We start from the raw sequence: 20775 nt of genomic DNA, 5'->3' as shown, positions 1-20775 counted from the left end.
AATCATAAAAAAACTCCCTTGAAAATTTCAAGGGAGTTTTTGTTTTTATAGAACTCAGGATTTCTTTAATTACCATCTAAAGAAACGTCATTTTTTTTAATAAGTAAAGAATACACGCAAGAAAATTATCGAACTCTACCCTCATTCTCATCAATGCTTTTCCCTTTAAATTCTGTGTCTTTAATTTTTCCAAAAGAGTAACGTATTGCAATCGAAATTTCATGATTATCTACAACATATCGTGATTTAGAATTAATATTATTAATCGTAAATTGTTCTGACTGATCGGTGTTTTTAAAAATATTGTTGCAGCTTAATGTACACTTCCATTTTTTGAAGAACGTTTTTGAGGCCGCCAAGTCAACTATAAATCTCGGACTGGTTTCAAAAACACCTGTATATTGTTTTGTTAAACCCCAAAAATTCAAAACTAAAGAATATTCTTTTGGAAGTTTAAACTCGTTATTTGAACTATAATAAAAATAGGGTTTTGATGCCATAAATTGAGCAGTATGATCTTCAATTTTTTCTAAAATAAAAATCAAAGAATTAGTTGTTGTCCAAAATTTGTATGTAAATGGCAATGTAAAATCAACCATATATCCAGCACTTTTATCAAAGTTTATATCCTTAAAAGTCATTATATTGTTTTGATCATCAAAAGAAAAACTATTGTAAACAGGATCTTTAGATTTATAAAAACTAAATTTAACTGACTTATCATGATATTGAAAAGTCATTGCAATTTCATCGATTATTGTTGGATCTAAAAAGATATTTCGGGCATATAAAAAATACGGATTTATATAAGTCGCACCCTGACTTAAAGACGAATAATTTGGTCTTGAAATACTTTTTGCATAATCTATACTAATACTTTTTACACTATCAATTGGGTATGTAAATTGTGCTTTAGGGAAAAATTTGGTGTAATTTTTATCAATTAGAGGCAGTAAATCGGTTTTAAATTTACCATTAACATTTGTATTTTCAACTCTAAATCCAACGGAGAAATCGACCTTTTTAATCTTTCCAGAAAGCTGACTGTATCCTGCCAAATTCTGTTCTCTAAAATTGTAATGACTTATTTCATCTTCGTTTTCTTTGTAGTAAAAAATATCAATATCGGATTTTGAATTCGCAGACGAATATAATCCTCCAACTTCTAACTTCATTTCATTTTTAAACTTTTTCTCCAAATCAATTCTTCCTGAAAAGACATTTACTTTATTTTTTTGATCTCGATTTTGCGTTAAATCAAATTCAGCATCATTAAATTTATCCTGAATATCACTCAAAGAGGTCTGGTCAAAATTAGAAAACTGAAGCCCTGTAAAAACCTGTGTGTCTATTGATTTTATTTTTTTCTGATAATTTAAAAATGAATTTACAAAATCCTTTTTACCCCTATTATCACTGAAAGTCACAACATTATTTACTAGATCTTTATTTTTATTATCCGTTACTGTATTGATCTGAAAAGTATCTGACTGTAATTTGCCGTTTATATTTATCGAAAAATAATCGTCATCGTTTATTTTATAAAACAAACCACCGCCAAAAATATATTGCTTTCTTTTTGTACTTGCTGACACATCATATTTAGAAGCAATTTCAGCAGTTGGAATTTGATAATCTATACTATGACTTTCCCAAGGATTTAGGCGATTGTAATTAAAATTAGCTTTCAATTCCAGTTTATTCTTTTTATAATTCGAATTAAATCCCAAGTAATTATTGTAATTTTTCTTGAAAGAAGCAACCTCAGAAATTTCGGTTTTAAAGCTATCTTTTTTATTAAATTTCCTTGTTATTAAAATTACGGACCGCCCCTCAGCCTCATATTTTGAAGATGGATTTTGAATAATTTCGATTGTTTTAATATCTGCAACATCTAAAGCATTCAAATCATTCATTCCTACTTTTTGATTGTCAATATAAATCAACGGGGCTCCTTTACCGATAACGGTAATACTTTCTCTGTCAGAACTAATTTGTACCGTTGGCAATTTTGCCAGTAAATCAACAGGATTTGGAATAGCGCTATAAATAGAATTCGCAACATCAACTTTTATATTACCATTTGTATTGGTAAATGTTTTTTTGTTTTGCATGATTACCACTTCGCTCAATTTGTTTGAAATACTGTCTTTTGGCTTTTCATTTTGCGCATTCATAATTAAAGAAAAGAAAAATAATAACAGAATTATAAAAAGTTTTACTGGCAGATAAATGTTCATTTTTTGATTGATTTTAGATTGAAACGTTGCAAAAGTGCTTCTAAAAAAGAGTTCTGAAGGTTAATTGAAGGTTAATGCGGAGTTAATGTCTTTGCGCAATTATAAAAACATTATTTTTGAAGTATCATTTCTAAATTTATGAAGCAAAGAATCAATTTATTAATCGCGTTTTCAGTTGTCGCTTTAATCGTTTTATCGACGGTTCAATGCTATTTGGTAAAAACTACTTATGATTATAAAGTTGCCCAATTTCATACTGAAATAAAAAATGAAATCGCCAATATATCAAACAATTACAGTGACATTGACTCTGTAATTGTCTCTAAAAAAGAGGCTCTTTACAAACAATTAACAGAGAATTATATTCAAGGAAAAAAGACCAAAATTGATATTAAAACAGGCATTTTAGAAAATGAGTTTAAAGATATTCTGACTCAAAAAATTCAGCGCAAATTTGAGCGAGAATTGCCTAATCTTAAAATTGATTTCGCAATTGTTCTGAATAAGTTTATTTATTATCAAAACAGAAAAAAAGCCGATACTATTTTCTCTGAAAAACCATTTATCCAAAATAAACTGTATGGAAATCTGGCTTCTTTAAATCATGCTTTTCTGGTTCGAAGTTATGTGGGAACGACAAACGGAACTTACGCTAATCAGAATTACAAGTTACTCACCGAAGATTCTATGTATATCTCTGTAATTGACTGGGAAATGATTATTTTAAGACGAATGACCTTTATTTTAATTCTTTCTCTTCTTTCTATTTTGACTCTTATAACCTTGTTTGTGATTGCGATCAAAGCTTTAATCAAACAGAAAAAAGTGAGCGATGTTAAAACAGATTTCATCAATAATATTACGCATGAACTTAAAACACCTTTGGCTACTTTAAGCATCTCAACTAAAATTTTGGAGAAAAAAAACATTCGTGATAACGACGAAAGTTTTAATGCAATTGTCAATACAATTTCACGTCAGAACAATCGTTTACAAAGTTTGATTGATCAGGTTATGGCAAATTCTTTGACCGAAAACCAAATCGAATTGCAGAAAGAACAAATCGAAACTGAAGATTTTCTTCATTCTATAGTAAATGATTTTAAACTTACCTACTCAAAAATCAGCATTATAACTGATTTTCAGACGAAGAAAACAAAACTTGTATTAGATAAATTTCATTTGACAACTGCACTTTTAAATGTCCTGGAAAATGCTGTAAAATATGGTTCTAACACTATTATTCTAAAAACCAAACTTGTTGAGAATCAGTTCTCAATAAGCATTGAAGATGACGGAATTGGAATATCAAAAAACAAACAATCATTGCTTTTCGAGAAATTTTATCGGGTAGAGCAAGGCAATCTTCACAATACAAAAGGATTAGGTTTAGGCCTTTATTATGTTGACCAAATTATAAAAGCGCATCAGGGCTCTGTTAACGTTATTAGTGATTTAGGAAAAGGAACACAGTTTACTATTTTATTAAAAGTTTAATATTACCTTATTTTGAAAAAATTACTTTTAGCTGAAGACGATTTTGATTTTGCTGCAATTTTAAAACAATATTTAGAACTGCATCAATTCGAAGTAATATGGGCAGAAAATGGCGAAATAGCCTTAGACTATTTTAAAAATCAAACTTTTGATATTTGTGTTTTTGATGTTATGATGCCCAAATTGGACGGGTTTTCTTTGGCTGAAAAAATAATTACAATCAATCCCGAAATTCCATTTATTTTTCTAACTGCAAGAAAGTTAAAAGAAGACAAAATCATTGGGCTGAAACTAGGTGCTGACGACTATATTGCAAAACCGTTTGAAGTCGACGAACTTGTTCTGCGTTTGCAGAATATACTGAAGAGAATCGAACAAAAGAGAAGCCTAGACGGAATTAATACAATTGAAATTGGTTCGTATATTTTTGATAACGAACGTTTAACTCTCAATAATAAAAATCATGTCCAGCAGCTCACAGAAAAAGAAGCTTCTCTTGTTGAGTATTTATATCTCAACCATAATCAATTATTAAAGAGAGAACAAATTTTAATGTCTGTCTGGAAAAAAGATGATTATTTTTCAGGACGAAGTATGGATGTTTTTATCAGTAGATTAAGAAAATATTTCAATTCTGATCCAAAAATCAGTATTGAAAGTGTTCGAAATATTGGTTTAGAATTTAAAATAGACAAGCCTTGATTTATCAAGGCTTGTCTATATATTTTCTTTACATTATTTTCCGATAACCCAACCTAAAGTAAAGTTGACTACCGGTGTAAATTCAGTGTCGTATTCATCAAAATTAACTCCCGGACCTGCATTAAACTCAAGATTGAATCTGCCTTTATAAGTGCGTTGTAATCCCCAAAGTGCAGCTACAGTAAACGAAGGAACAGCTTCTCGATAATCAACATTTGTAGAAATAGATTCAAAATTATAAACAGCATTTAAGGCTAAAAAATTTCCTGAATTGCGGGCAGTTCTCTTTCCTTTATCGGCTCTCTTTTCAAGATTGTAATAATGACGAAATTGCTCATTTATATTCGGAAAAACAGCAAAATTCGAACTATTTGAGTTGGCCGAAAATCCAAAACCTAAACTTACCTCTGAATAAAGCGTGTTTTTAGCATCAAAACCATGTTCGTAAACAAAGCCGGGCAAAAGTAAATTAATCTTAAATTGATTTTTCGCAACAGCTCTAGGAGCTTCATCTTGCGCTTGAATAGCATTAACAAAAAGAACTGATAAAAGCAAAAACAGGTAATTTTTTTTCATATTTGGTTTTAAATTAGTTGCATCAAAAATAAGATTAAAACAATACAAACAAACTAAAAATCAAAATATTTTCTTACATTAAAAATAATATCTTAAGTGTCTTAAACAAAAGTAAATTCTTACTTCTCATCTTGTACTGTGAATGATATAAGTTTTAAAATCAATTGTATAACAGTTTAAAAAACAGAACACAATACATTTGTAATGAACCTTTAAAACTAAAATCATGAACTTAAAAAGATTTTTCGGAGGATTACTTACTATTCTTGGAATTGTGGGACTAATCTACACTGCAGTTATATTTGCAGGAACATCTGGTGAAACACGAGATATTAAGTCATTAATTATTTATGGTATACTAGGAATCGTTTTTTTTATGTCCGGAATCAGTTTAGTACGTACTACAAAAGATGAATCGTAAATTTTATGGCAATAATACAGCTGAAATTTTATCATAAAAAGGAGTTTGTACCCCGTATTTAATTCCTTCATTTACTACAAATTTTGTCAACGAAATTGCTTCTGTATTTTTGCCCGCCAGTAAATCTCTGTGCATCGATGAAGTGGCTTCTTTAGGCGATTTCTCCAACTTAATTATGGTTTGTTGCACAACATTTTCGGGTAATTTCAAACCTTTTGCTTTAGCCACAGCATCAATTTCATGCAGTAATTGTACATAAAGTTCTTTTGATTCTGAATTATTTAAAACTTCGCCAATATTCTGATTTAAGTAAGAAGTTGTCGAAGCTAAAGCGGAAATAAATATGAATTTTTCCCAAACCGTTTCTTCGATATCTTCAACCAAATAGCTCTCAATTTTGGCCTTTTTAAAAATACTTTGCAACTTATTTAATTTTGAAACTGGAGCCGTTTTCGATCCAAAAAACAACTTTTCGTAAAAACCTATTTTCCTAATGGTTCCGGGCAGAGTAATCATCGAAATAATATAAACGCAACCTTGCAAAACATCATTCTCAGGAAATATTTTCTGAATGCGTTCAGGCGCATCAACACCATTATATAGCGGAAGAATTATTGTTTCTGGTGCAATACATTTTTTTAGCGCAACCAGACTTTCTTCAATATCGTAGGTTTTAGTTGCACAGATTAAATAATCTAAAACTCCAATTTCATCTAGATTATTAGAAACCAATTCTGGACGCACAATTATTTCTGCGTCATCGGTAATGATTTTCAATCCATTTTCGATAATTGCATTTTGCGTCGCGCCACGAGCAATAAAGATAATTTCGATATCATCAGACTTGTAATATGTTTTTGCTAAAAGTCCACCAAAATAACCACCTACTCCACCGAGTCCCAGAATTCCGATTCTTGTTTTCATATTGAATCAATTAAAAAGTTTTTGCCACAAACCGAGCGATGACAAAGATTTGGATAAAAATAATAAAAAATTACTTTAAGCCTATGCATTCGCAGTAGCGAATCGGTTTCATTTGCGGGTTATTGTTTTGTAGAATTTATTCATGAAAATAGATTAGTGCCTTTCACAAACATAAAAAAATGCAGACCTATAAGCCGGATTCTGTCTCTGATAAATCAGAGCCTTATCATTTATCTAGACTTACAATTACTCATAAGCTCAAGCTACCTACCCTTCAACAACGGACGAGAAGCCCTTAAATGCTGATATACTTGGTATTTCACCGCATAGAGTTTACCTGGTTTCACTACAGCATTACCTGTACATACTTTCTGTTGCACTTGTCCTTGCGCTATTTCTAACGCCGACGGGTGTTACCCGCTATGCTTCTCTGTGGTGTCCGGACTTTCCTCCCCTCAACGAATTGAGCGACGATAAGGCGGTCTGCGGGGCAAAAGTAACGATTTATCAACTAAGAATAATGATTTTAAATTTTAGATTTTCAAGCTATTTTCGTAACAATTTAATTTTAAATTGGTTATCTTTAAAATCCATAATTTTAAAATTCAATTATCATGACAAGAATGTATCACTACGCAACTGTTTCAAAAGCTTTAGATCAATTGAATGAAAAAGGATTTACGTTTGATTTTAATTTAAACTCAGACATGATAAAAAAGAATCCTGAAAAATTTGAAATTGTTCATGTGTATCGATACGAGGGTAATTCAGACCCGGGCGATGAGGCAGTTGTATACGGAATTAAATCAACAACAGGTAAAAAAGGTGTTTATGTATCAGGTTTTTCTGCCGACTCAGATCAGGAAACCGAAAAGTTTTTAAGCGATTTGAGTATAAAAGGAAGGTGATTTCTTAGGAGCTATTCCTGTCCTGCTGTCTGCTTTTCTTATCTTCATGTTATGTCACCCTGAGCGGAGTCGAAGGACGCTCGAATTGACACGTGGGCTTGGACTCCGCTCAGCCTGACAATCACTTTGTCGAATTACTTACAAAAATCCCTTGTTCCTCGGAATAACAAAAATGAGAGTGATTCTTTATCTTGATAACTATCGAGATTGCGGTTAAAAACAAAAAAAGCCCATCATAAAATGACGGACTTCTTAAAACAGCTCATAAATAACTTATGCTGTTGGTATTTTTAATTTCCAACCTGCTTGAATCAGGTCAGGGTTTTTAATAATATCTCTATTGGCTTCAAAAATTGCTTGCCAAGAAACGCCGTGTGCTTTACCAATTTTAGATAACGAATCACCACTTACAACAGTATAATCTGTAGTAGTTGTCTCAGCAACCGCAATATTCATCACCACATCAGCCGATCTAAAATCAGGGTCAAGTTTTCCGTAAGCACTCCAAAGCTTTTCTTTGTCCTCTGCAGATTTTGCTGTACCATCAACATACAATACATTATCCTGCTCTCTCACTTGTAAATTTGCTATACCTAAGTTAGTAGCTAAATCTGTTAACTCTTTGTATTTATCTAGTAAACTCATGACTTATTTTATTTAATAGTTAGCTTATTTTCTACTTTTTTAGGCTTCAATTCCTGTACACTTTTTATTAAGTTTGGTAACTGTTCTCTTTTGATATTTCCGTTAAGAGTTACCACACCATCCTTAACTGTAGCACTTACACCACTGTACGTTTTTACAACCTCGGTTACCGAAGTATTTAAAACACTATCCGAATTAATTTCAACCGGTGCAGTTTCAATAACTGGCTCCGGAGCAGCAATTTCACAATTATTCACAACTGATTTCACTCCTTTAATTCCTTTAATAATGGTTTCTGCATTTTGTTTAAAAGTGGCATCTTTACAAATTCCGGAAATAGTAGCAACTCCATCTTTTACGGTAACTTCAACACCTGGTAAAGCACTCAATTTTGCAGCAATCTCTTTTTGAATGTCTGCATCTTTAGGACCACAAGCTACTAAAGAAAAAGCAAGGCTTAATCCCAATAAAATCGATTTAATTTTCATAGTGATAGTTTTTAAAATTAATTAATCACCTAAGTTAATAAATTAATTAACAGTTAATTAAAAAAGAATCCTACATTTTTAATTCTTATTAATTTCTTAAAATCAATACATAAAAAAAGCTCTGAATTTTATAATTCAGAACTTCTATGATTTATTAAATAAAACAGATTCCTTTTTAGCTGTAAGGCTCCTTTTGCAAAAGAATCATTATATCAATACTACTCATGTTGCGTCACATCGTTATATTGCCACAGCACATTTATAATTTTCCACTCGCCATTCGTTTTTACAATATGCATATAATCTATCCAGGTATCAGCTAATAATTTTACCGATGCTGTTCTTGGCGAAACATCCAGTAGTTTCAAGTCTTTTCGCGGATTTTTAGGAAACTTATCCCCTTTTGCATTATACGTTTCCGCCAGAATTACCATGTTCTCTGCAAAGTATTCAGACACATAATCTTTTTGGGCGGCCTTGTTTCTAAAAACGGACCTTTTTACCAATCGAGGATGTAAAGCACTTTCCATCAATTTTGGATTCGGATTATGCTGTGCTTCAATATAAGCCAAAGCAACACGCCTGATATCTAGCGTATCCTGGGCAGTTTGAGCCTGAAGTTGAAAAGAATAAAATGCGATTACAATTAACAGTACATATTTTTTCATATAGTAAAATTAAGAATTAGCAACAGGTTTCAATATAAACAACAATGATTCTATCTGCTCCATTGGCATTTTTACAACCGATTCCATTTGGACATTTTCAGAACTAATAACTAAAACTCCTTCATTATCTTCTCCATATCCAACCGATTTAAAAGAATAGCTTGGAACTGTAATTGCCATTTCTTTCTTTCCATCCTTAAAACAGTTATAATTTGCTTCATAAGTGATCTTATTTTCTAAAATCTCAATAGTTTCTTCGCCATAAGTATTCCATAATGCAATTCTAAGAAGATAAAATCCTATAACTGAAAATAGTCCCACTCCAATTAAATAACCAATATCTAATCCGCCACCCAATGACAAACCCCAAATAGTACCAAAAACAGGTAAAATAAAAGATGCAAAAGCCAAAAAAACATTACAATTCTGATTGCCAATGGTGATTTTTTGACTTTTAGGTTTAGGATGTTATTTTTAAAATTGAATTGTTGCATGCGATTTATTTTGGTTTAAGAAATTACTTCCAGAAACAGATGAATTTAGCTTTAGCTTAGTGACAATAATAGTCAATTTTCCTTTCTGTAATACTTTCAATTTCCCCATCTTTTGAACGTGTCTTTTTAATCCAATTTTTAAATTTATCATACACTGTGTCAATATTGTAAACAGTAATCTTTTCTTCTTCTTGTTCATAATTATAAGAATTACTTTTTGATTTGTACACAATCTTTTTAGGGGTTTGAAAACTAAAATAGTAATCCCTTACTTCTTTATTGCCCATGTATACGTAGACACGAGTAGACAAAGAATCTTTTGAAGTCCAATTAATTTCTTTTCTTTCTAAAAAGTCCTTACTATAATTCTCTACAATTTTCAATTCAAAATTTTTATTTTTTGCTCTTTTTATAACTTCTCTGCGAGAGTACTTTGGACTTATTTTTATGACGATTGTAGTATCCTTATCTTTTTTATATTCATATAGTGTTTGCCTTTCCGGATAAAATGATAATTTATATCCATCTTTTGAATCACTTGTAATTAATGTTTCATCACTATCATTTTCCGGATTATGATATAAATCTTCAATCAACTGATTCTGTTTATTGTACTTATAAAGCCTGTAATCTTGCAAAGTGTCATTTACATAACGTTCTTGCTTCGTTACTAGATTATTAGTAAATCTATTAATATATTTTTCTCTGTATTTTTCATCAATATTACTTTTTGTTGAATCTGGAAATTCAGAATTACCGCTAAAATATTGATTTAGATAAGTGACCTTCAAAATCCCATTATTTTTTGATATATTCTTTATTCTTTCCAATGCGTCAAATTCTATATCTCTCCATGAATCCATAGTTCTATAGTCATAGAGCTTTAGATATTGAACCTTTCCGTTGTTTGAAAAAGAAACTTCTGAATTAGTTTTTACAGAATCAATTTTCGTACTCATCCTGTCGATTCTTAAGGTTTTTAAAGTAATTTTTTTTACACAACCTTTAAACTCAATATCAAAAGGTATTAGATATTTTTTATCAATATTATTATTTTGACTAAAAATCACACTATTAAGCAATAACAAACAAATCAGTATTATTCTTTTCATTGTATTCTGTTTTCTTTTAAGAATTCTTCCAATCCTTTCCAATTATAAAAGAAGCAATCATTTTACCTTCTTCTATAAGTAAATTTGTGGTTCTGATGTTAAAAATAATTCTTTTTTATTACAAAAAATTTAGATTCTGATTTCTAATCTTTTAAAATTAAATTCAAGATTCATAAATTATAAAGGAAACTTTATAAAAAAAACGCGTTACTTCCTCACATTCAAAACACTCAAAAATCCTCCAAAGATTTATCAATTTCAGATTTGTGAATTGGTAATTTTCGGCCTATATTTGCTATCGAATAAAAAGAATATGGAACAATTTGTAGTATCGGCTCGTAAGTATCGCCCACAAACCTTTAAGGATGTTGTAGGGCAAAAAGCCATTACCAACACTTTGTTGAATGCTATTGATAGCAATCACCTTGCTTCTGCCCTTTTATTCACCGGACCACGTGGAGTTGGTAAAACAACTTGTGCACGTATTTTGGCTCGTAAAATAAACCAGCCCGGATACGATGATCCAAATGAAGATTTTGCTTTTAACGTTTTTGAGTTAGATGCTGCTTCAAACAATTCGGTTGATGATATTCGTAGCTTGATTGATCAGGTTCGAATCCCGCCACAAACCGGACAATACAAAGTTTATATTATTGACGAGGTTCATATGTTGTCTTCGGCAGCTTTTAATGCTTTTTTGAAAACATTAGAGGAACCGCCAAAACATGCTATTTTTATTTTAGCAACAACAGAGAAACACAAAATTATTCCAACGATTTTATCTCGTTGTCAGATATTTGATTTCAAAAGAATTACCGTAAAAGACGCTAAAGAACATTTAGCTGAAGTTGCAACAAGTCAGGGAATCAATTTTGAAGACGATGCTTTGCACATTATCGCTCAAAAGGCAGATGGCGCAATGCGTGATGCTTTATCTATTTTTGACCGTGTTGTTTCCTATTGTGGAACAAATTTAACGCGTCAGGCTGTAACTGAAAATTTAAACGTTTTAGATTACGAAACTTATATCAGTATTACCGATTTACTTTTAGAAAATAAGATTCCGGATCTTTTATTGGCTTACAATGATATTCTTGCAAAAGGTTTTGACGGGCATCATTTTATTGCTGGTCTGGCTTCTCACTTTAGAGATTTATTGGTAAGCAAAACTCCTGCAACCATCGCTTTACTTGAAGTGGGGGAACAAGCACAACAAATGTACTGTGTTCAGGCTCAAAAATGTTCTCAGGACTTTTTACTAAAAGGAATTGATATTGCAAATGACTGCGATTTAAAATATAAATTAAGTCAAAACCAACGCCTTTTGGTCGAATTATGTTTGATGCAATTGGCCTCTATCAACTTTGATGGAGAAAAAAAAAAGTTGAGCAATTCATAATTCCGCCTACTTATTATAAAAACGGCAGTTATTCTATAGTTGAAGTTCAAAATCCAAAGCAGCAAGTCGAAGCTCAAGCTGAAACACAAAATCCTGTTTCAAAAGCAGCAACTACAAATCATGCAACGGAAGTTCCAACTTCAACAAACATAGAAACTCCTGCAGCTCCAAAACCTGAAGTTAGTAACGAGCCAAGAGTTTCGGCATTTTCATTATCAAGTATTCGCAAGAAAAAAGAATTAGAAGCAGCCAATCAATCTTACGTAAAACCAACTTCTGTAATGCCAACAGAAGAATTTACAGAGACTGAAATGTTGGTGCAATGGAATAAATATGCGCAACGTTTGGGGGATAAAGGACACAAAATCATGCAATCGTTATTATTAATTAACGATCCTACTTTAAACGGGACTACTATTACTTTTGAGTTACCTAACGAAGGTTCTAAACTAGATTTTGAAGGGCAGATTCATGGACTTTTAGGACATTTAAAAGGTCATTTACACAATCATGACATTACAATTGAGGTCAATGTTAATGAAACTATCGAGATTAAACGCAGCCTTAACGATCAGGATCGATACAATCGCTTGATGGAAATCAACCCAAATATTGATCTTTTACGTACTACATTTGGATTGGATTTACAAGCTTAAAATTCTTTTGTGACAAATTGCACTAATTGTACGAGCCTTTTTTATTTATTTTTCACTCCGAAATCAAAGACTTTCTTTAACCATTTTTCTCTTTGAAAAGGTTCAGCAGTTTTTACAACTCCGATATAACTGACTTTTACTGGTTTTACTCCACAAAATCCCAAAGTAGATTTCTTTAATTGATTGACACTTGGTCTTCCAAAAAACAATCTATAATACCAGCCAGGCTGATCTAAAGTCGTGATAATATGAGCTGTTTTACCTTTTAGGAGTTTATCCCACCAAACTGAGTTTTCACGGTACTGAAACGCCATTCCAGGCAAAAACAAACGATCTATAAATCCTTTTGTAATAGCAGGAAGTCCACCCCACCAAACAGGATGAATCCATACTAAATGGTCTGCTTTTTGGATTTTCTTCCAGGATTCTACCAGATCAGTTTCAAACTCGGTACGCTTTTGGTAACCAAACTGTAAATTGGGATTGAATTTTAAATCGGCTATTGTAATTGTATCTACTTCCGCACCAGAAGTAATTACGCCCTTTAAGTACGATTCAGCAATAGCAAAATTGAAGCTTGATGGATTTGGATGTCCGTTTATAATCAGTATCTTTTTCATGTGTTTCCTTTTTTAACAAAAATAGTACTCCAATGAAAATTATTACTGGACAAATGTCCTAGAAAACTGCTTTTCGAATCCTGCTTAAATGTCTTGGTGTAACACCTAAATAAGAAGCTAAATACTGAAGTGGAATTAATTGCAGGTATTTTTGATGATTCTGATAAAGCTCTTCATAACGTTGCGTTCCGGATAATTTTTGAAAAGAAATCATTCGTTTTTGGAGTGTTACATATTCCGTCTCAGTTAATTTACGTCCGATTTCCTGCCAATGAATTCCCTGACTATAAAGTTTTTCTAAGTTTTCTCTACTTAAAACCTGCAGTTCTGTATCTGCCAAAGCCTGAATATTTTCTTCGGCAGCATTTTGTGTTATAAAACTCGAAAATGAAGCCATAAAATCATTTTCGAAAGCAAAACAATTCGTTATCTCATCAGCTTGATGGTTGAAAAAATAAGATCTTAAAATTCCTTTTTTGATAAAGAAGATTTCATTGCAAACTTGATTTTCTTGCAATAATAATTCGCCTTTTTTAAGTGTTCGAAAAGTAATTAAACGATCTAATTGATCTAATTCTTCCTGAGATAAATTTTGAATGGATTGAAAAACAGATTTCATTTTAAAGCAGAATTATTCTTTTGATGCAAAAACTCTTTCAATTCTTTTATCAGGAATAAGCCATAACATAGCAACGGTAAAATAGGCAATTCCTGAGATCCATTCATTGTAAAATGAAAAAACGATTCCAATTATATACAAAATTGACGATGCATTTCCTTTAACGTCTTTACCTATTGCTTTGGCAATTATTGAGTTTTTTCCTTCAGCAATAATTATAATTCTTTGCAATATAAAGTAGGCAATAGAGCACAATAGTAACACAATACCATACAGAGCCATAGAAGCTTTTGCAAAATTGTGTTCACCCATCCAACCGGTAGCAACAGGAATTAAAGACAGCCAAAACAATAAATGCAGATTGGCCCAAAGGATTTTTCCATTGACTTTGGTTAGACTATGAATTAAATAATGGTGATTGTTCCAGTAAATTCCAACATAAATAAAACTTAAGATATAGCTCAAAAACTTTGGAATTAGAGCTTCCAAATCGGCAAACTCATGTCCTTCAGGTACTTTAATTTCTAAAATCATAATGGTTATAATGATTGCCAAAACACCATCACTAAAGGCTTCGAGTCTAGTTTTATTCATCTAGTTTAATTGTTGTTGCGTTTTTTTTGCCACAGATTAAAATCATTAAAAATCATTTAATCTGTAGTAAAAATTTAAATTTTTCCGTAATACATTGCTTTTACTATTCCGTCAGAAAGTCCAATTTTAGGAACGTAAATCTGGCGTGCTCCACTCCATTTCATAGCATTAAGATAAATTCTTGTTGCATGAATAATTACATCGGCACGATCTGAATTCAGTCCTAATTCGGCAATTCTTTGTTCGTATGTCAATGAATTTAAAAAGGCATATTGTGAATTGATGTAAATGTATGAAAGCGGCTTTTCCTGCTGTTTTCCAGACATCTTAAATAATTTATTGATATTTCCTCCAGAACCAATTAATGTAACTTCTTCATAATCGGCAGTATTGGTTTTTATCCATTTTTCAATTTCATCCCAAACTACATCGTGAACCATATTATTAAGCAAACGAACGGTTCCGGCTTTAAATGATCTCGAATTTATTAATTTCCCATCAGAGAATAAAGTGAATTCAGTACTTCCACCGCCAACGTCAACAAAAAGATAAGTTTCGTCAGTTTTTAATAAATGATGCAAATCTGTAGAAGCGATAATAGCAGCTTCTTTTTTACCATCAATAATTTCGATTTTAATATCGGCTTTCTTTTTAATCAAAGCTACAACTTCTTTTGCATTATATGCCTCACGCATTGCCGAAGTTGCAAACGCCATATAACGTTCTACTTTATGTACTTTCATCAAAAGATTGAATGCTTTCATAGCATCAACCATTCGATCTATATTTTCTTCTGAAATTTCTCCTACTGTAAAGGCATCTTGTCCCAAACGAATTGGCACACGAACAAGCGAACTTTTATTAAATTGTGGTTCTTTACCATCTTGTTCTACAACATTGGATATTAGTAGCCTCATGGCATTTGAACCAATATCTATTGCTGCAAGTTTCCTTATATTAATCATGCTCACTTATGATTTTAATTTTTATAGTTTTTATTAATTTGTACGCTGCACAACTTCCTCTATTACCTCTACTTTATTTTGATAATATTTATAGGTTTCAAACTGTGCTCTAAAAGGGGCATGATGATTTCGAGGCTTGTATTTATTATCTAATTTATAGGAATGATATCTCACCTTAACATTTCCTTTCCATGCTATATTGAAATTATCGATCAGCTCTTTCTTTATTGCAAGATCATAAATTGGACAGGTAACTTCAACTCTTCCATCAAGGTTTCTGGTCATAAAATCAGCTGATGAAATATACACTTCGGTTAAACCTGCATTTCCAAAAATATAAACTCTTGAATGCTCTAAATAATTATCGACGATGCTTATGGCTTCAATATTTTCGCTCATTCCGGGAATACCTGGTATCAACGAACAAATTCCTCTTACCTGAAGCTGAATTTTTACTCCTGCATTACTGGCTTCATATAATTTATCGATCATTTTAAAATCTGACAAACTATTCATTTTTAACTTTATATGTGTTTTTCTACCCGCTAAAGCATGCAAAATTTCACGGTCAATGAGTTTAATAAACTTGGTTCGCGTATAATGTGGCGATACAATTAGATGTTTATATCTGTGTACTCTGTAATTGATATCAAAGAATTCAAATATTTTAGAAATGTCTTTTAAAATTCCCTGATGACAAGTAAGCAGCGTAACATCTGTATAGATTTTAGCTGTTGATTCGTTGAAATTTCCTGTTGAAATAAACCCGTAACGACGTGCTTTTCCTTCTTCAAATCTTTCTATCACACAGATTTTACTATGTACTTTAAGACCTTTAATTCCAAAAATCAGATCAATTCCTTCTGTTTGCATTTGTTCAGCATATGAAATATTTGTTGCTTCATCAAAACGCGCCTGAAGTTCGATTTGTACTGTTACTTTTTTTCCATTTTTAGCAGCATTAATCAATGAACTAATGATTTGTGAATTTTTTGCCAATCGATACAACGTGATTTTTATACTGGTCACTTTTGGATCTAAAGCTGCTTCACGCAAAAACTTTGTTAAGTATGAAAATGACTGATATGGAGCATGTAATAAATAATCCTTTTTACTGATTTTCTCCAAAATACTTCCGCCTAAACTCAAACCCGGAATTGGCAATGGCTCATTTGGCTTATAAAGTAAATCGAATCTCCCCAGATTCGGAAAACTCATATAATCACGACGATTGTGATATCTTCCGCCGGGAATTATACTATCTGTTTCAACAATTTTCATTTTATCAAGAAAGAAACGTAATGTATCTTCTTCAATTAAGTTATCATAAATGAAACGAACCGGTTCTCCTATTCTTCTATCTTTTACTGAAGTAGCAATTTTTTCGAGCATACTTTTACTCAAATCACTATCGATATCTAATTGTGCATCGCGCGTAATTTTAATCATATGAGCTGAAACACTTTTATAATCGAAAATATTAAATATGTTTTTCAGATTATAACGAATCACATCATCTATTAAAATAACGTAATGTTTATCATCGTTTGATGGTAAAACCACAAACCTGTTCATTGTTTTTGGAATTTCGATAACTGCGTAACGAACTTCGTTGTTTGTGTTCATTTCTAAACGAACTGCTAAATATCCTAAAGTATCTTTTAGTACCGGAAATTCAGCTAAATCGTTCAGGATAATTGTAACCAATTCAGGACTTAATTTTTGGGTAAAAAAGTCTTTTAAATAAATTTCCTGATCTTTTGTAATTTGATCTTCGTTTATAATAAAGATATTCTCAGCTTCTAATTCGGCTTCGATATTACCCAAAATACGTAAACTTTCAGATTGTTGCTGAATTACGATTTCGGTAATATCTTTAATTAATTGGTGGGCTGAAACTCCACCTAAATATTTTTCCCCTGAAATTCCGGATAGGCTTAATCTTCGAATTGCAGCATATCGAACTCTAAAAAATTCATCTAAATTGTTTGAAAAAATTCCAACAAAACGCAGTCTGTCTAAAAGCGGAACCGTATTGTCTGCAGCTTCCTGAAGTACTCTTGCATTAAACGCTAACCAACTTTTTTCTCTATCGATATATTTCTGTTCGTACACTTTATTTATTTTAAATCTTTGGGGAAAATTGTTTTATGAGTTTTACCTTTATTAATACTGTCCCAACTGTCTGCGTCGAATTGCAAGGATACAAAACCTGAGGTTGGAACATTTTCAATAAATACATCTCCAAATTTATTAACAAAATTTGTAATAGCCTCGTTATGTCCAAAAAGAATAACGCTTTCGAAACTATTATCACATGATTTAATAACCTTTTCGAGCTGTTTATCATCAAAGGTATAAAGATCGTCTTTATAAACGATACTTTCAATAGGATATGAAATATTTTGAGCAAAAATAAGCGCTGTTTCTAAGGCACGAGCCGCTGTACTACTCCACATTATATATGTTTTTGGAAGAAACTTTGAAATATTTGCTGATACCTCATGAGCATCTAAAATTCCTTTTTTCATTAAAGGCCGATCGAAATCTTTCAAAGGAGCTTCCCAACTTGATTTTGCATGACGTATTAAAATTAAATTTTTCATAAGTAAAAGATTTACATACCTCTTACATAGAGGCTACTATTTTAATTGAAGTTCTAATTTACAAAAGAAATCTCAAACCCTCTTCTTTTTTTATTTCTGTTAACATTAAATAAAATTTTTAACAAGAATAAATGAACTCAAAAACTTTAAAAATTAAAAAAAACAAAAAAAATCTCTTCAAACAAAAAGTGCAGTTCATCTAGTAAACCATGCATTTGGTCGACATTATGCAAATTCCAAAAAAATTAACTAAATACCTGATAATTAATCATTTAAGGTATTTCAAAAAATGCTTTTTTAGTCAAAAAAACAAAAATAAGACCTTTTCTTGTTTGTTAAAAATGGCAAAAAAAAACTTTTTTTAACCTTTATATAACAAAAAAAAGACACTTCAACGAGTTTTTAGGTTAGTTATAGACAAAAAAAATCAAAATAATACAGACTATATAACTTTGATTCTGTTAAAATTAGATAAATACTTCAAAAATAAAATCCTAAAATATGAGAACTAAATCTACTCTAAAAAAAGTGGGGAAATTCATAGAATGTTGTAAGTATATTTTCCCATATCAAAAAAACATTCAACAAGAAGCCTTTTCTAAAATTAGTTTAAAATCTCTTTTAATTTTAATTTTAGGATTTGTATTCTATTCTTCGACTGCACTTGCACAAGAAGTACCTGTTAGAATTGGAAACACATTGTCTACGAGTAAAGTAAGCTCGAAGTCTGCAGCAAAAAGCGCGGGAATTAGTGCTCTAGCAGCTGTCGCCGGATCTATAGATGTAGCCAATCCTGCTGCAGGTTATAACAATTATACTGCCGACCAACTGGTTCGCAACATATTAACTTCCGGTTGTTTAACCATTAGCAATGTTCGTTTTGGATATTACAGACGAAATAATAATTCTTGGACTTGGGTTGATCACGCATGGTCTAATACAGCGGGTGATCGCCAATTGGGTTATTACAGTCAAGGAAGTTCGACATTCCCAATAGATGAAGGTCTTCTTCTATCTACCGGAAAGATTAGTTCTGCAATGGGACCTAATACTTACACCAACAAATCTGATCTAATGGTTGATGAGGCAAGTGATCCAGATTTAGCTGCCATTTCAGGCAGAACTATGCACGATGCTTCAATTTTGGAATTTAATTTTGTGCCTGATGGAAATTTAGTAGAATTTAAATTTGTTTTTGCATCGGAAGAATATCTTGAATATGTTAATAGTTCATTCAACGATGCTTTTGGATTCTTTTTAAGCGGCTCTGGTATAAGCGGTACATATACTAACAGCGCTACTAATTTAGCCCGATTAACAAATGGCGATGCAGTAACAGTAAACAACATACATTCAGCAGGAGCAACCGTAGATGGCGTTCCTTTTGTTGCTAAAAATGATGCATTTTACACCAATAATCCCATTGGCTCTACTACAATGGAATATGATGGATCGACAGTTGTTCTTACTGCTACTTATGCCGTTACACCTGGACAAAACTACAAAATAAAAATGGCGATTGCCGATGCATCTGATCAACAATGGGATTCTGGTGTATTTTTAAAAGCTAAAAGTTTTGCTACAAATACATTAGTGATTACGAATCCGGCTCCTGTTTGTCTAAATGGAACTGCTAATATTACTTTGCCAGCAATTACAGCTGGAAGTACTGCAGGATTAACCTATACTTACTGGCAAGATGCTGCAGCCACAATTGCATATACAACACCAACAGTTGCGCCTGTTGGCACATACTATATAAAAGGCTTAAACGCTCAGTCCGGCTGCTATGATATCAAGCCGGTTGTTGTTAGTCAAACGAATATTGTCATAACTGAAACTGTTGCCTCACATGTTGATGTAAAATGTAAAACTACCGCAACAGGTTCTGCAACTGTAACTGCATCTGGCGGAACTACGCCTTATACTTACTCTTGGAATACAAGTCCGATACAAACCTCCGCTACTGCTTCTAATTTAGCTGCGGGAACATATACTGTAACAGTTACTGATGGAAAAGGTTGTACCGGTACAAAACAAATAACCATTACAGAACCAACTGCTGCTTTAACAGCTACAACTTCGCAAGTAGATGTGCTTTGTAACGCTTCAACAACAGGAACTGCAACTGCTCTACCAACTGGTGGAACCGGAACTTATACTTATTCATGGAATACAATTCCGGTTCAGACCGGAGCTACGGCTACTGGTTTGGGAGCGGGCACTTATACGGTAACGATTAAAGATGCGAATCTTTGTCAAATAACCAGAACGGTAACCATTAATCAGCCAACAGCTTTAACAGCTACAACTTCGCAAGTAGATGTGCTATGTAATGCTTCAACAACAGGTACTGCAACTGCTCTACCAACTGGAGGAACCGGAACTTATACTTATTCATGGAATACAATTCCTGTTCAGACCGGAGCTACTGCTACTGGTTTGGGAGCCGGAACTTACACGGTAACGATTAAAGATGCGAATCTTTGTCAAATAACCAGAACGGTAACCATCAATCAGCCAACAGCTTTAACAGCTACAACTTCGCAAGTAGATGTGCTATGTAATGCTTCAACAACAGGTACTGCAACTGCTCTACCAACTGGAGGAACCGGAACTTATACTTATTCATGGAATACAA

General features: G+C 32.2%; 21 protein-coding genes and 1 other RNA gene. 7 read left to right on the top strand and 15 right to left on the bottom strand.

What is annotated here, in order from left to right; translation table 11 throughout:
* Positions 1–125 precede the first annotated feature (125 nt).
* A complete protein-coding gene (locus tag ACHRVZ_RS20565) occupies positions 126–2240 on the bottom strand; it encodes a TonB-dependent receptor domain-containing protein (protein WP_395424901.1) in 2115 nt (704 codons plus the stop codon).
* 138 nt (positions 2241–2378) lie between these two features.
* On the opposite strand from ACHRVZ_RS20565, the gene ACHRVZ_RS20560 reads away from it, so the two are divergent.
* Together ACHRVZ_RS20560 and ACHRVZ_RS20555 are read left to right on the top strand one after the other, a co-directional pair.
* Positions 2379–3737: a sensor histidine kinase gene (locus ACHRVZ_RS20560; RefSeq protein ID WP_395424900.1), complete on the top strand. Its 1359-nt coding sequence runs from the start codon at positions 2379–2381 to the stop codon at positions 3735–3737.
* Between the two features lie 12 nt (positions 3738–3749).
* Positions 3750–4439 carry a response regulator transcription factor gene (locus ACHRVZ_RS20555; RefSeq protein WP_395424899.1) on the top strand — a complete coding sequence of 230 codons (690 nt, stop codon included), beginning with the start codon at positions 3750–3752 and terminating at the stop codon, positions 4437–4439.
* 33 nt (positions 4440–4472) lie between these two features.
* Here the strand turns inward: ACHRVZ_RS20555 and ACHRVZ_RS20550 are convergent, their stop codons facing one another.
* Positions 4473–5015 (bottom strand): hypothetical protein, encoded by a 543-nt coding sequence (locus ACHRVZ_RS20550; protein WP_395424898.1) that lies wholly within the window; start codon positions 5013–5015, stop codon positions 4473–4475.
* A gap of 226 nt (positions 5016–5241) precedes the next feature.
* Between ACHRVZ_RS20550 and ACHRVZ_RS20545 the strand changes: the two genes are divergently transcribed.
* Positions 5242–5436, top strand: coding sequence for a hypothetical protein (locus tag ACHRVZ_RS20545; RefSeq protein WP_008467912.1), 195 nt, complete (start codon positions 5242–5244; stop codon positions 5434–5436).
* Between the two features lie 3 nt (positions 5437–5439).
* Here ACHRVZ_RS20545 and ACHRVZ_RS20540 read toward each other — a convergent pair whose 3' ends face one another.
* Complete coding sequence (locus ACHRVZ_RS20540; RefSeq protein ID WP_395424897.1) at positions 5440–6360, bottom strand: ketopantoate reductase family protein; 921 nt, start codon at positions 6358–6360, stop codon at positions 5440–5442.
* A gap of 174 nt (positions 6361–6534) precedes the next feature.
* Positions 6535–6850, bottom strand: an RNA gene (gene rnpB, locus ACHRVZ_RS20535) — RNase P RNA component class A.
* A gap of 124 nt (positions 6851–6974) precedes the next feature.
* Between rnpB and ACHRVZ_RS20530 the strand changes: the two genes are divergently transcribed.
* A complete protein-coding gene (locus ACHRVZ_RS20530; protein ID WP_395424896.1) occupies positions 6975–7268 on the top strand; it encodes a hypothetical protein in 294 nt (97 codons plus the stop codon).
* Positions 7269–7541: 273 nt separating this feature from the next.
* Here the strand turns inward: ACHRVZ_RS20530 and ACHRVZ_RS20525 are convergent, their stop codons facing one another.
* The 5 genes from ACHRVZ_RS20525 to ACHRVZ_RS20505 form a co-directional block, all read right to left on the bottom strand.
* Positions 7542–7913: a LysM peptidoglycan-binding domain-containing protein gene (locus ACHRVZ_RS20525; RefSeq protein ID WP_395424895.1), complete on the bottom strand. Its 372-nt coding sequence runs from the start codon at positions 7911–7913 to the stop codon at positions 7542–7544.
* Between the two features lie 8 nt (positions 7914–7921).
* Complete coding sequence (locus tag ACHRVZ_RS20520) at positions 7922–8401, bottom strand: BON domain-containing protein (protein WP_395424894.1); 480 nt, start codon at positions 8399–8401, stop codon at positions 7922–7924.
* A 218-nt stretch (positions 8402–8619) separates the two neighbouring features.
* Positions 8620–9069, bottom strand: coding sequence for a nuclear transport factor 2 family protein (locus ACHRVZ_RS20515; RefSeq protein WP_395424892.1), 450 nt, complete (start codon positions 9067–9069; stop codon positions 8620–8622).
* A 9-nt stretch (positions 9070–9078) separates the two neighbouring features.
* Complete coding sequence (locus ACHRVZ_RS20510) at positions 9079–9480, bottom strand: hypothetical protein (RefSeq protein ID WP_395424890.1); 402 nt, start codon at positions 9478–9480, stop codon at positions 9079–9081.
* Positions 9481–9619: 139 nt separating this feature from the next.
* Positions 9620–10675 (bottom strand): hypothetical protein, encoded by a 1056-nt coding sequence (locus ACHRVZ_RS20505; protein WP_395424888.1) that lies wholly within the window; start codon positions 10673–10675, stop codon positions 9620–9622.
* A gap of 313 nt (positions 10676–10988) precedes the next feature.
* Between ACHRVZ_RS20505 and dnaX the strand changes: the two genes are divergently transcribed.
* Positions 10989–12074 carry a DNA polymerase III subunit gamma/tau gene (dnaX, locus tag ACHRVZ_RS20500; RefSeq protein WP_395424886.1) on the top strand — a complete coding sequence of 362 codons (1086 nt, stop codon included), beginning with the start codon at positions 10989–10991 and terminating at the stop codon, positions 12072–12074.
* Positions 12075–12355: 281 nt separating this feature from the next.
* Positions 12356–12730 carry a DNA polymerase III gene (locus tag ACHRVZ_RS20495; RefSeq protein WP_395424884.1) on the top strand — a complete coding sequence of 125 codons (375 nt, stop codon included), beginning with the start codon at positions 12356–12358 and terminating at the stop codon, positions 12728–12730.
* Positions 12731–12771: 41 nt separating this feature from the next.
* Here ACHRVZ_RS20495 and ACHRVZ_RS20490 read toward each other — a convergent pair whose 3' ends face one another.
* From ACHRVZ_RS20490 to ACHRVZ_RS20465, 6 genes are all read right to left on the bottom strand, one after another.
* Positions 12772–13350 (bottom strand): NAD(P)H-dependent oxidoreductase, encoded by a 579-nt coding sequence (locus ACHRVZ_RS20490; RefSeq protein ID WP_395424882.1) that lies wholly within the window; start codon positions 13348–13350, stop codon positions 12772–12774.
* 58 nt (positions 13351–13408) lie between these two features.
* A complete protein-coding gene (locus ACHRVZ_RS20485) occupies positions 13409–13969 on the bottom strand; it encodes a Crp/Fnr family transcriptional regulator (RefSeq protein ID WP_395424880.1) in 561 nt (186 codons plus the stop codon).
* A 12-nt stretch (positions 13970–13981) separates the two neighbouring features.
* Positions 13982–14563, bottom strand: coding sequence for a TMEM175 family protein (locus ACHRVZ_RS20480; RefSeq protein ID WP_395424878.1), 582 nt, complete (start codon positions 14561–14563; stop codon positions 13982–13984).
* Positions 14564–14637: 74 nt separating this feature from the next.
* The gene (locus tag ACHRVZ_RS20475; protein WP_395424876.1) at positions 14638–15528 is read right to left on the bottom strand and encodes a Ppx/GppA phosphatase family protein; all 891 of its coding nucleotides are present in this window, start codon (positions 15526–15528) and stop codon (positions 14638–14640) included.
* 33 nt (positions 15529–15561) lie between these two features.
* On the bottom strand, positions 15562–17643 hold the full coding sequence (gene ppk1 / locus ACHRVZ_RS20470; RefSeq protein WP_395424874.1) for a polyphosphate kinase 1: 2082 nt from the start codon (positions 17641–17643) through the stop codon (positions 15562–15564).
* A gap of 5 nt (positions 17644–17648) precedes the next feature.
* The gene (locus tag ACHRVZ_RS20465) at positions 17649–18134 is read right to left on the bottom strand and encodes a SixA phosphatase family protein (RefSeq protein WP_395424872.1); all 486 of its coding nucleotides are present in this window, start codon (positions 18132–18134) and stop codon (positions 17649–17651) included.
* 501 nt (positions 18135–18635) lie between these two features.
* On the opposite strand from ACHRVZ_RS20465, the gene ACHRVZ_RS20460 reads away from it, so the two are divergent.
* The coding region (locus ACHRVZ_RS20460) for a choice-of-anchor L domain-containing protein (protein WP_395424870.1) at positions 18636–20775 on the top strand (2140 nt) is incomplete at its 3' end.

The sequence above is a fragment of the Flavobacterium sp. FlaQc-57 genome, from assembly GCF_044007395.1.
Classification (GTDB): domain Bacteria; phylum Bacteroidota; class Bacteroidia; order Flavobacteriales; family Flavobacteriaceae; genus Flavobacterium.
The sequence above is the reverse complement of the archived record's forward strand: the minus strand, read 5'-3'. Positions and strand labels throughout refer to the sequence as shown.

Bases quoted from the DNA above. Each gene is read 5' to 3' on its own strand.
- ACHRVZ_RS20525 (WP_395424895.1), bottom strand. From the start codon at position 7,913: ATGAGTTTACTAGATAAATACAAAGAGTTAACAGATTTAGCTACTAAC.
- ACHRVZ_RS20530 (WP_395424896.1), top strand. From the start codon at position 6,975: ATGACAAGAATGTATCACTACGCAACTGTTTCAAAAGCTTTAGATCAA.
- ACHRVZ_RS20545 (WP_008467912.1), top strand. From the start codon at position 5,242: ATGAACTTAAAAAGATTTTTCGGAGGATTACTTACTATTCTTGGAATT.
- ACHRVZ_RS20475 (WP_395424876.1), bottom strand. From the start codon at position 15,528: ATGATTAATATAAGGAAACTTGCAGCAATAGATATTGGTTCAAATGCC.
- dnaX (WP_395424886.1), top strand. From the start codon at position 10,989: ATGGAACAATTTGTAGTATCGGCTCGTAAGTATCGCCCACAAACCTTT.
- ACHRVZ_RS20495 (WP_395424884.1), top strand. From the start codon at position 12,356: ATGCCAACAGAAGAATTTACAGAGACTGAAATGTTGGTGCAATGGAAT.
- ACHRVZ_RS20540 (WP_395424897.1), bottom strand. From the start codon at position 6,360: ATGAAAACAAGAATCGGAATTCTGGGACTCGGTGGAGTAGGTGGTTAT.
- ACHRVZ_RS20505 (WP_395424888.1), bottom strand. From the start codon at position 10,675: ATGAAAAGAATAATACTGATTTGTTTGTTATTGCTTAATAGTGTGATT.
- ACHRVZ_RS20490 (WP_395424882.1), bottom strand. From the start codon at position 13,350: ATGAAAAAGATACTGATTATAAACGGACATCCAAATCCATCAAGCTTC.
- ACHRVZ_RS20485 (WP_395424880.1), bottom strand. From the start codon at position 13,969: ATGAAATCTGTTTTTCAATCCATTCAAAATTTATCTCAGGAAGAATTA.
- ACHRVZ_RS20560 (WP_395424900.1), top strand. From the start codon at position 2,379: ATGAAGCAAAGAATCAATTTATTAATCGCGTTTTCAGTTGTCGCTTTA.
- ACHRVZ_RS20515 (WP_395424892.1), bottom strand. From the start codon at position 9,069: ATGAAAAAATATGTACTGTTAATTGTAATCGCATTTTATTCTTTTCAA.
- ACHRVZ_RS20465 (WP_395424872.1), bottom strand. From the start codon at position 18,134: ATGAAAAATTTAATTTTAATACGTCATGCAAAATCAAGTTGGGAAGCT.
- ACHRVZ_RS20565 (WP_395424901.1), bottom strand. From the start codon at position 2,240: ATGAACATTTATCTGCCAGTAAAACTTTTTATAATTCTGTTATTATTT.
- ACHRVZ_RS20520 (WP_395424894.1), bottom strand. From the start codon at position 8,401: ATGAAAATTAAATCGATTTTATTGGGATTAAGCCTTGCTTTTTCTTTA.
- ACHRVZ_RS20480 (WP_395424878.1), bottom strand. From the start codon at position 14,563: ATGAATAAAACTAGACTCGAAGCCTTTAGTGATGGTGTTTTGGCAATC.
- ACHRVZ_RS20550 (WP_395424898.1), bottom strand. From the start codon at position 5,015: ATGAAAAAAAATTACCTGTTTTTGCTTTTATCAGTTCTTTTTGTTAAT.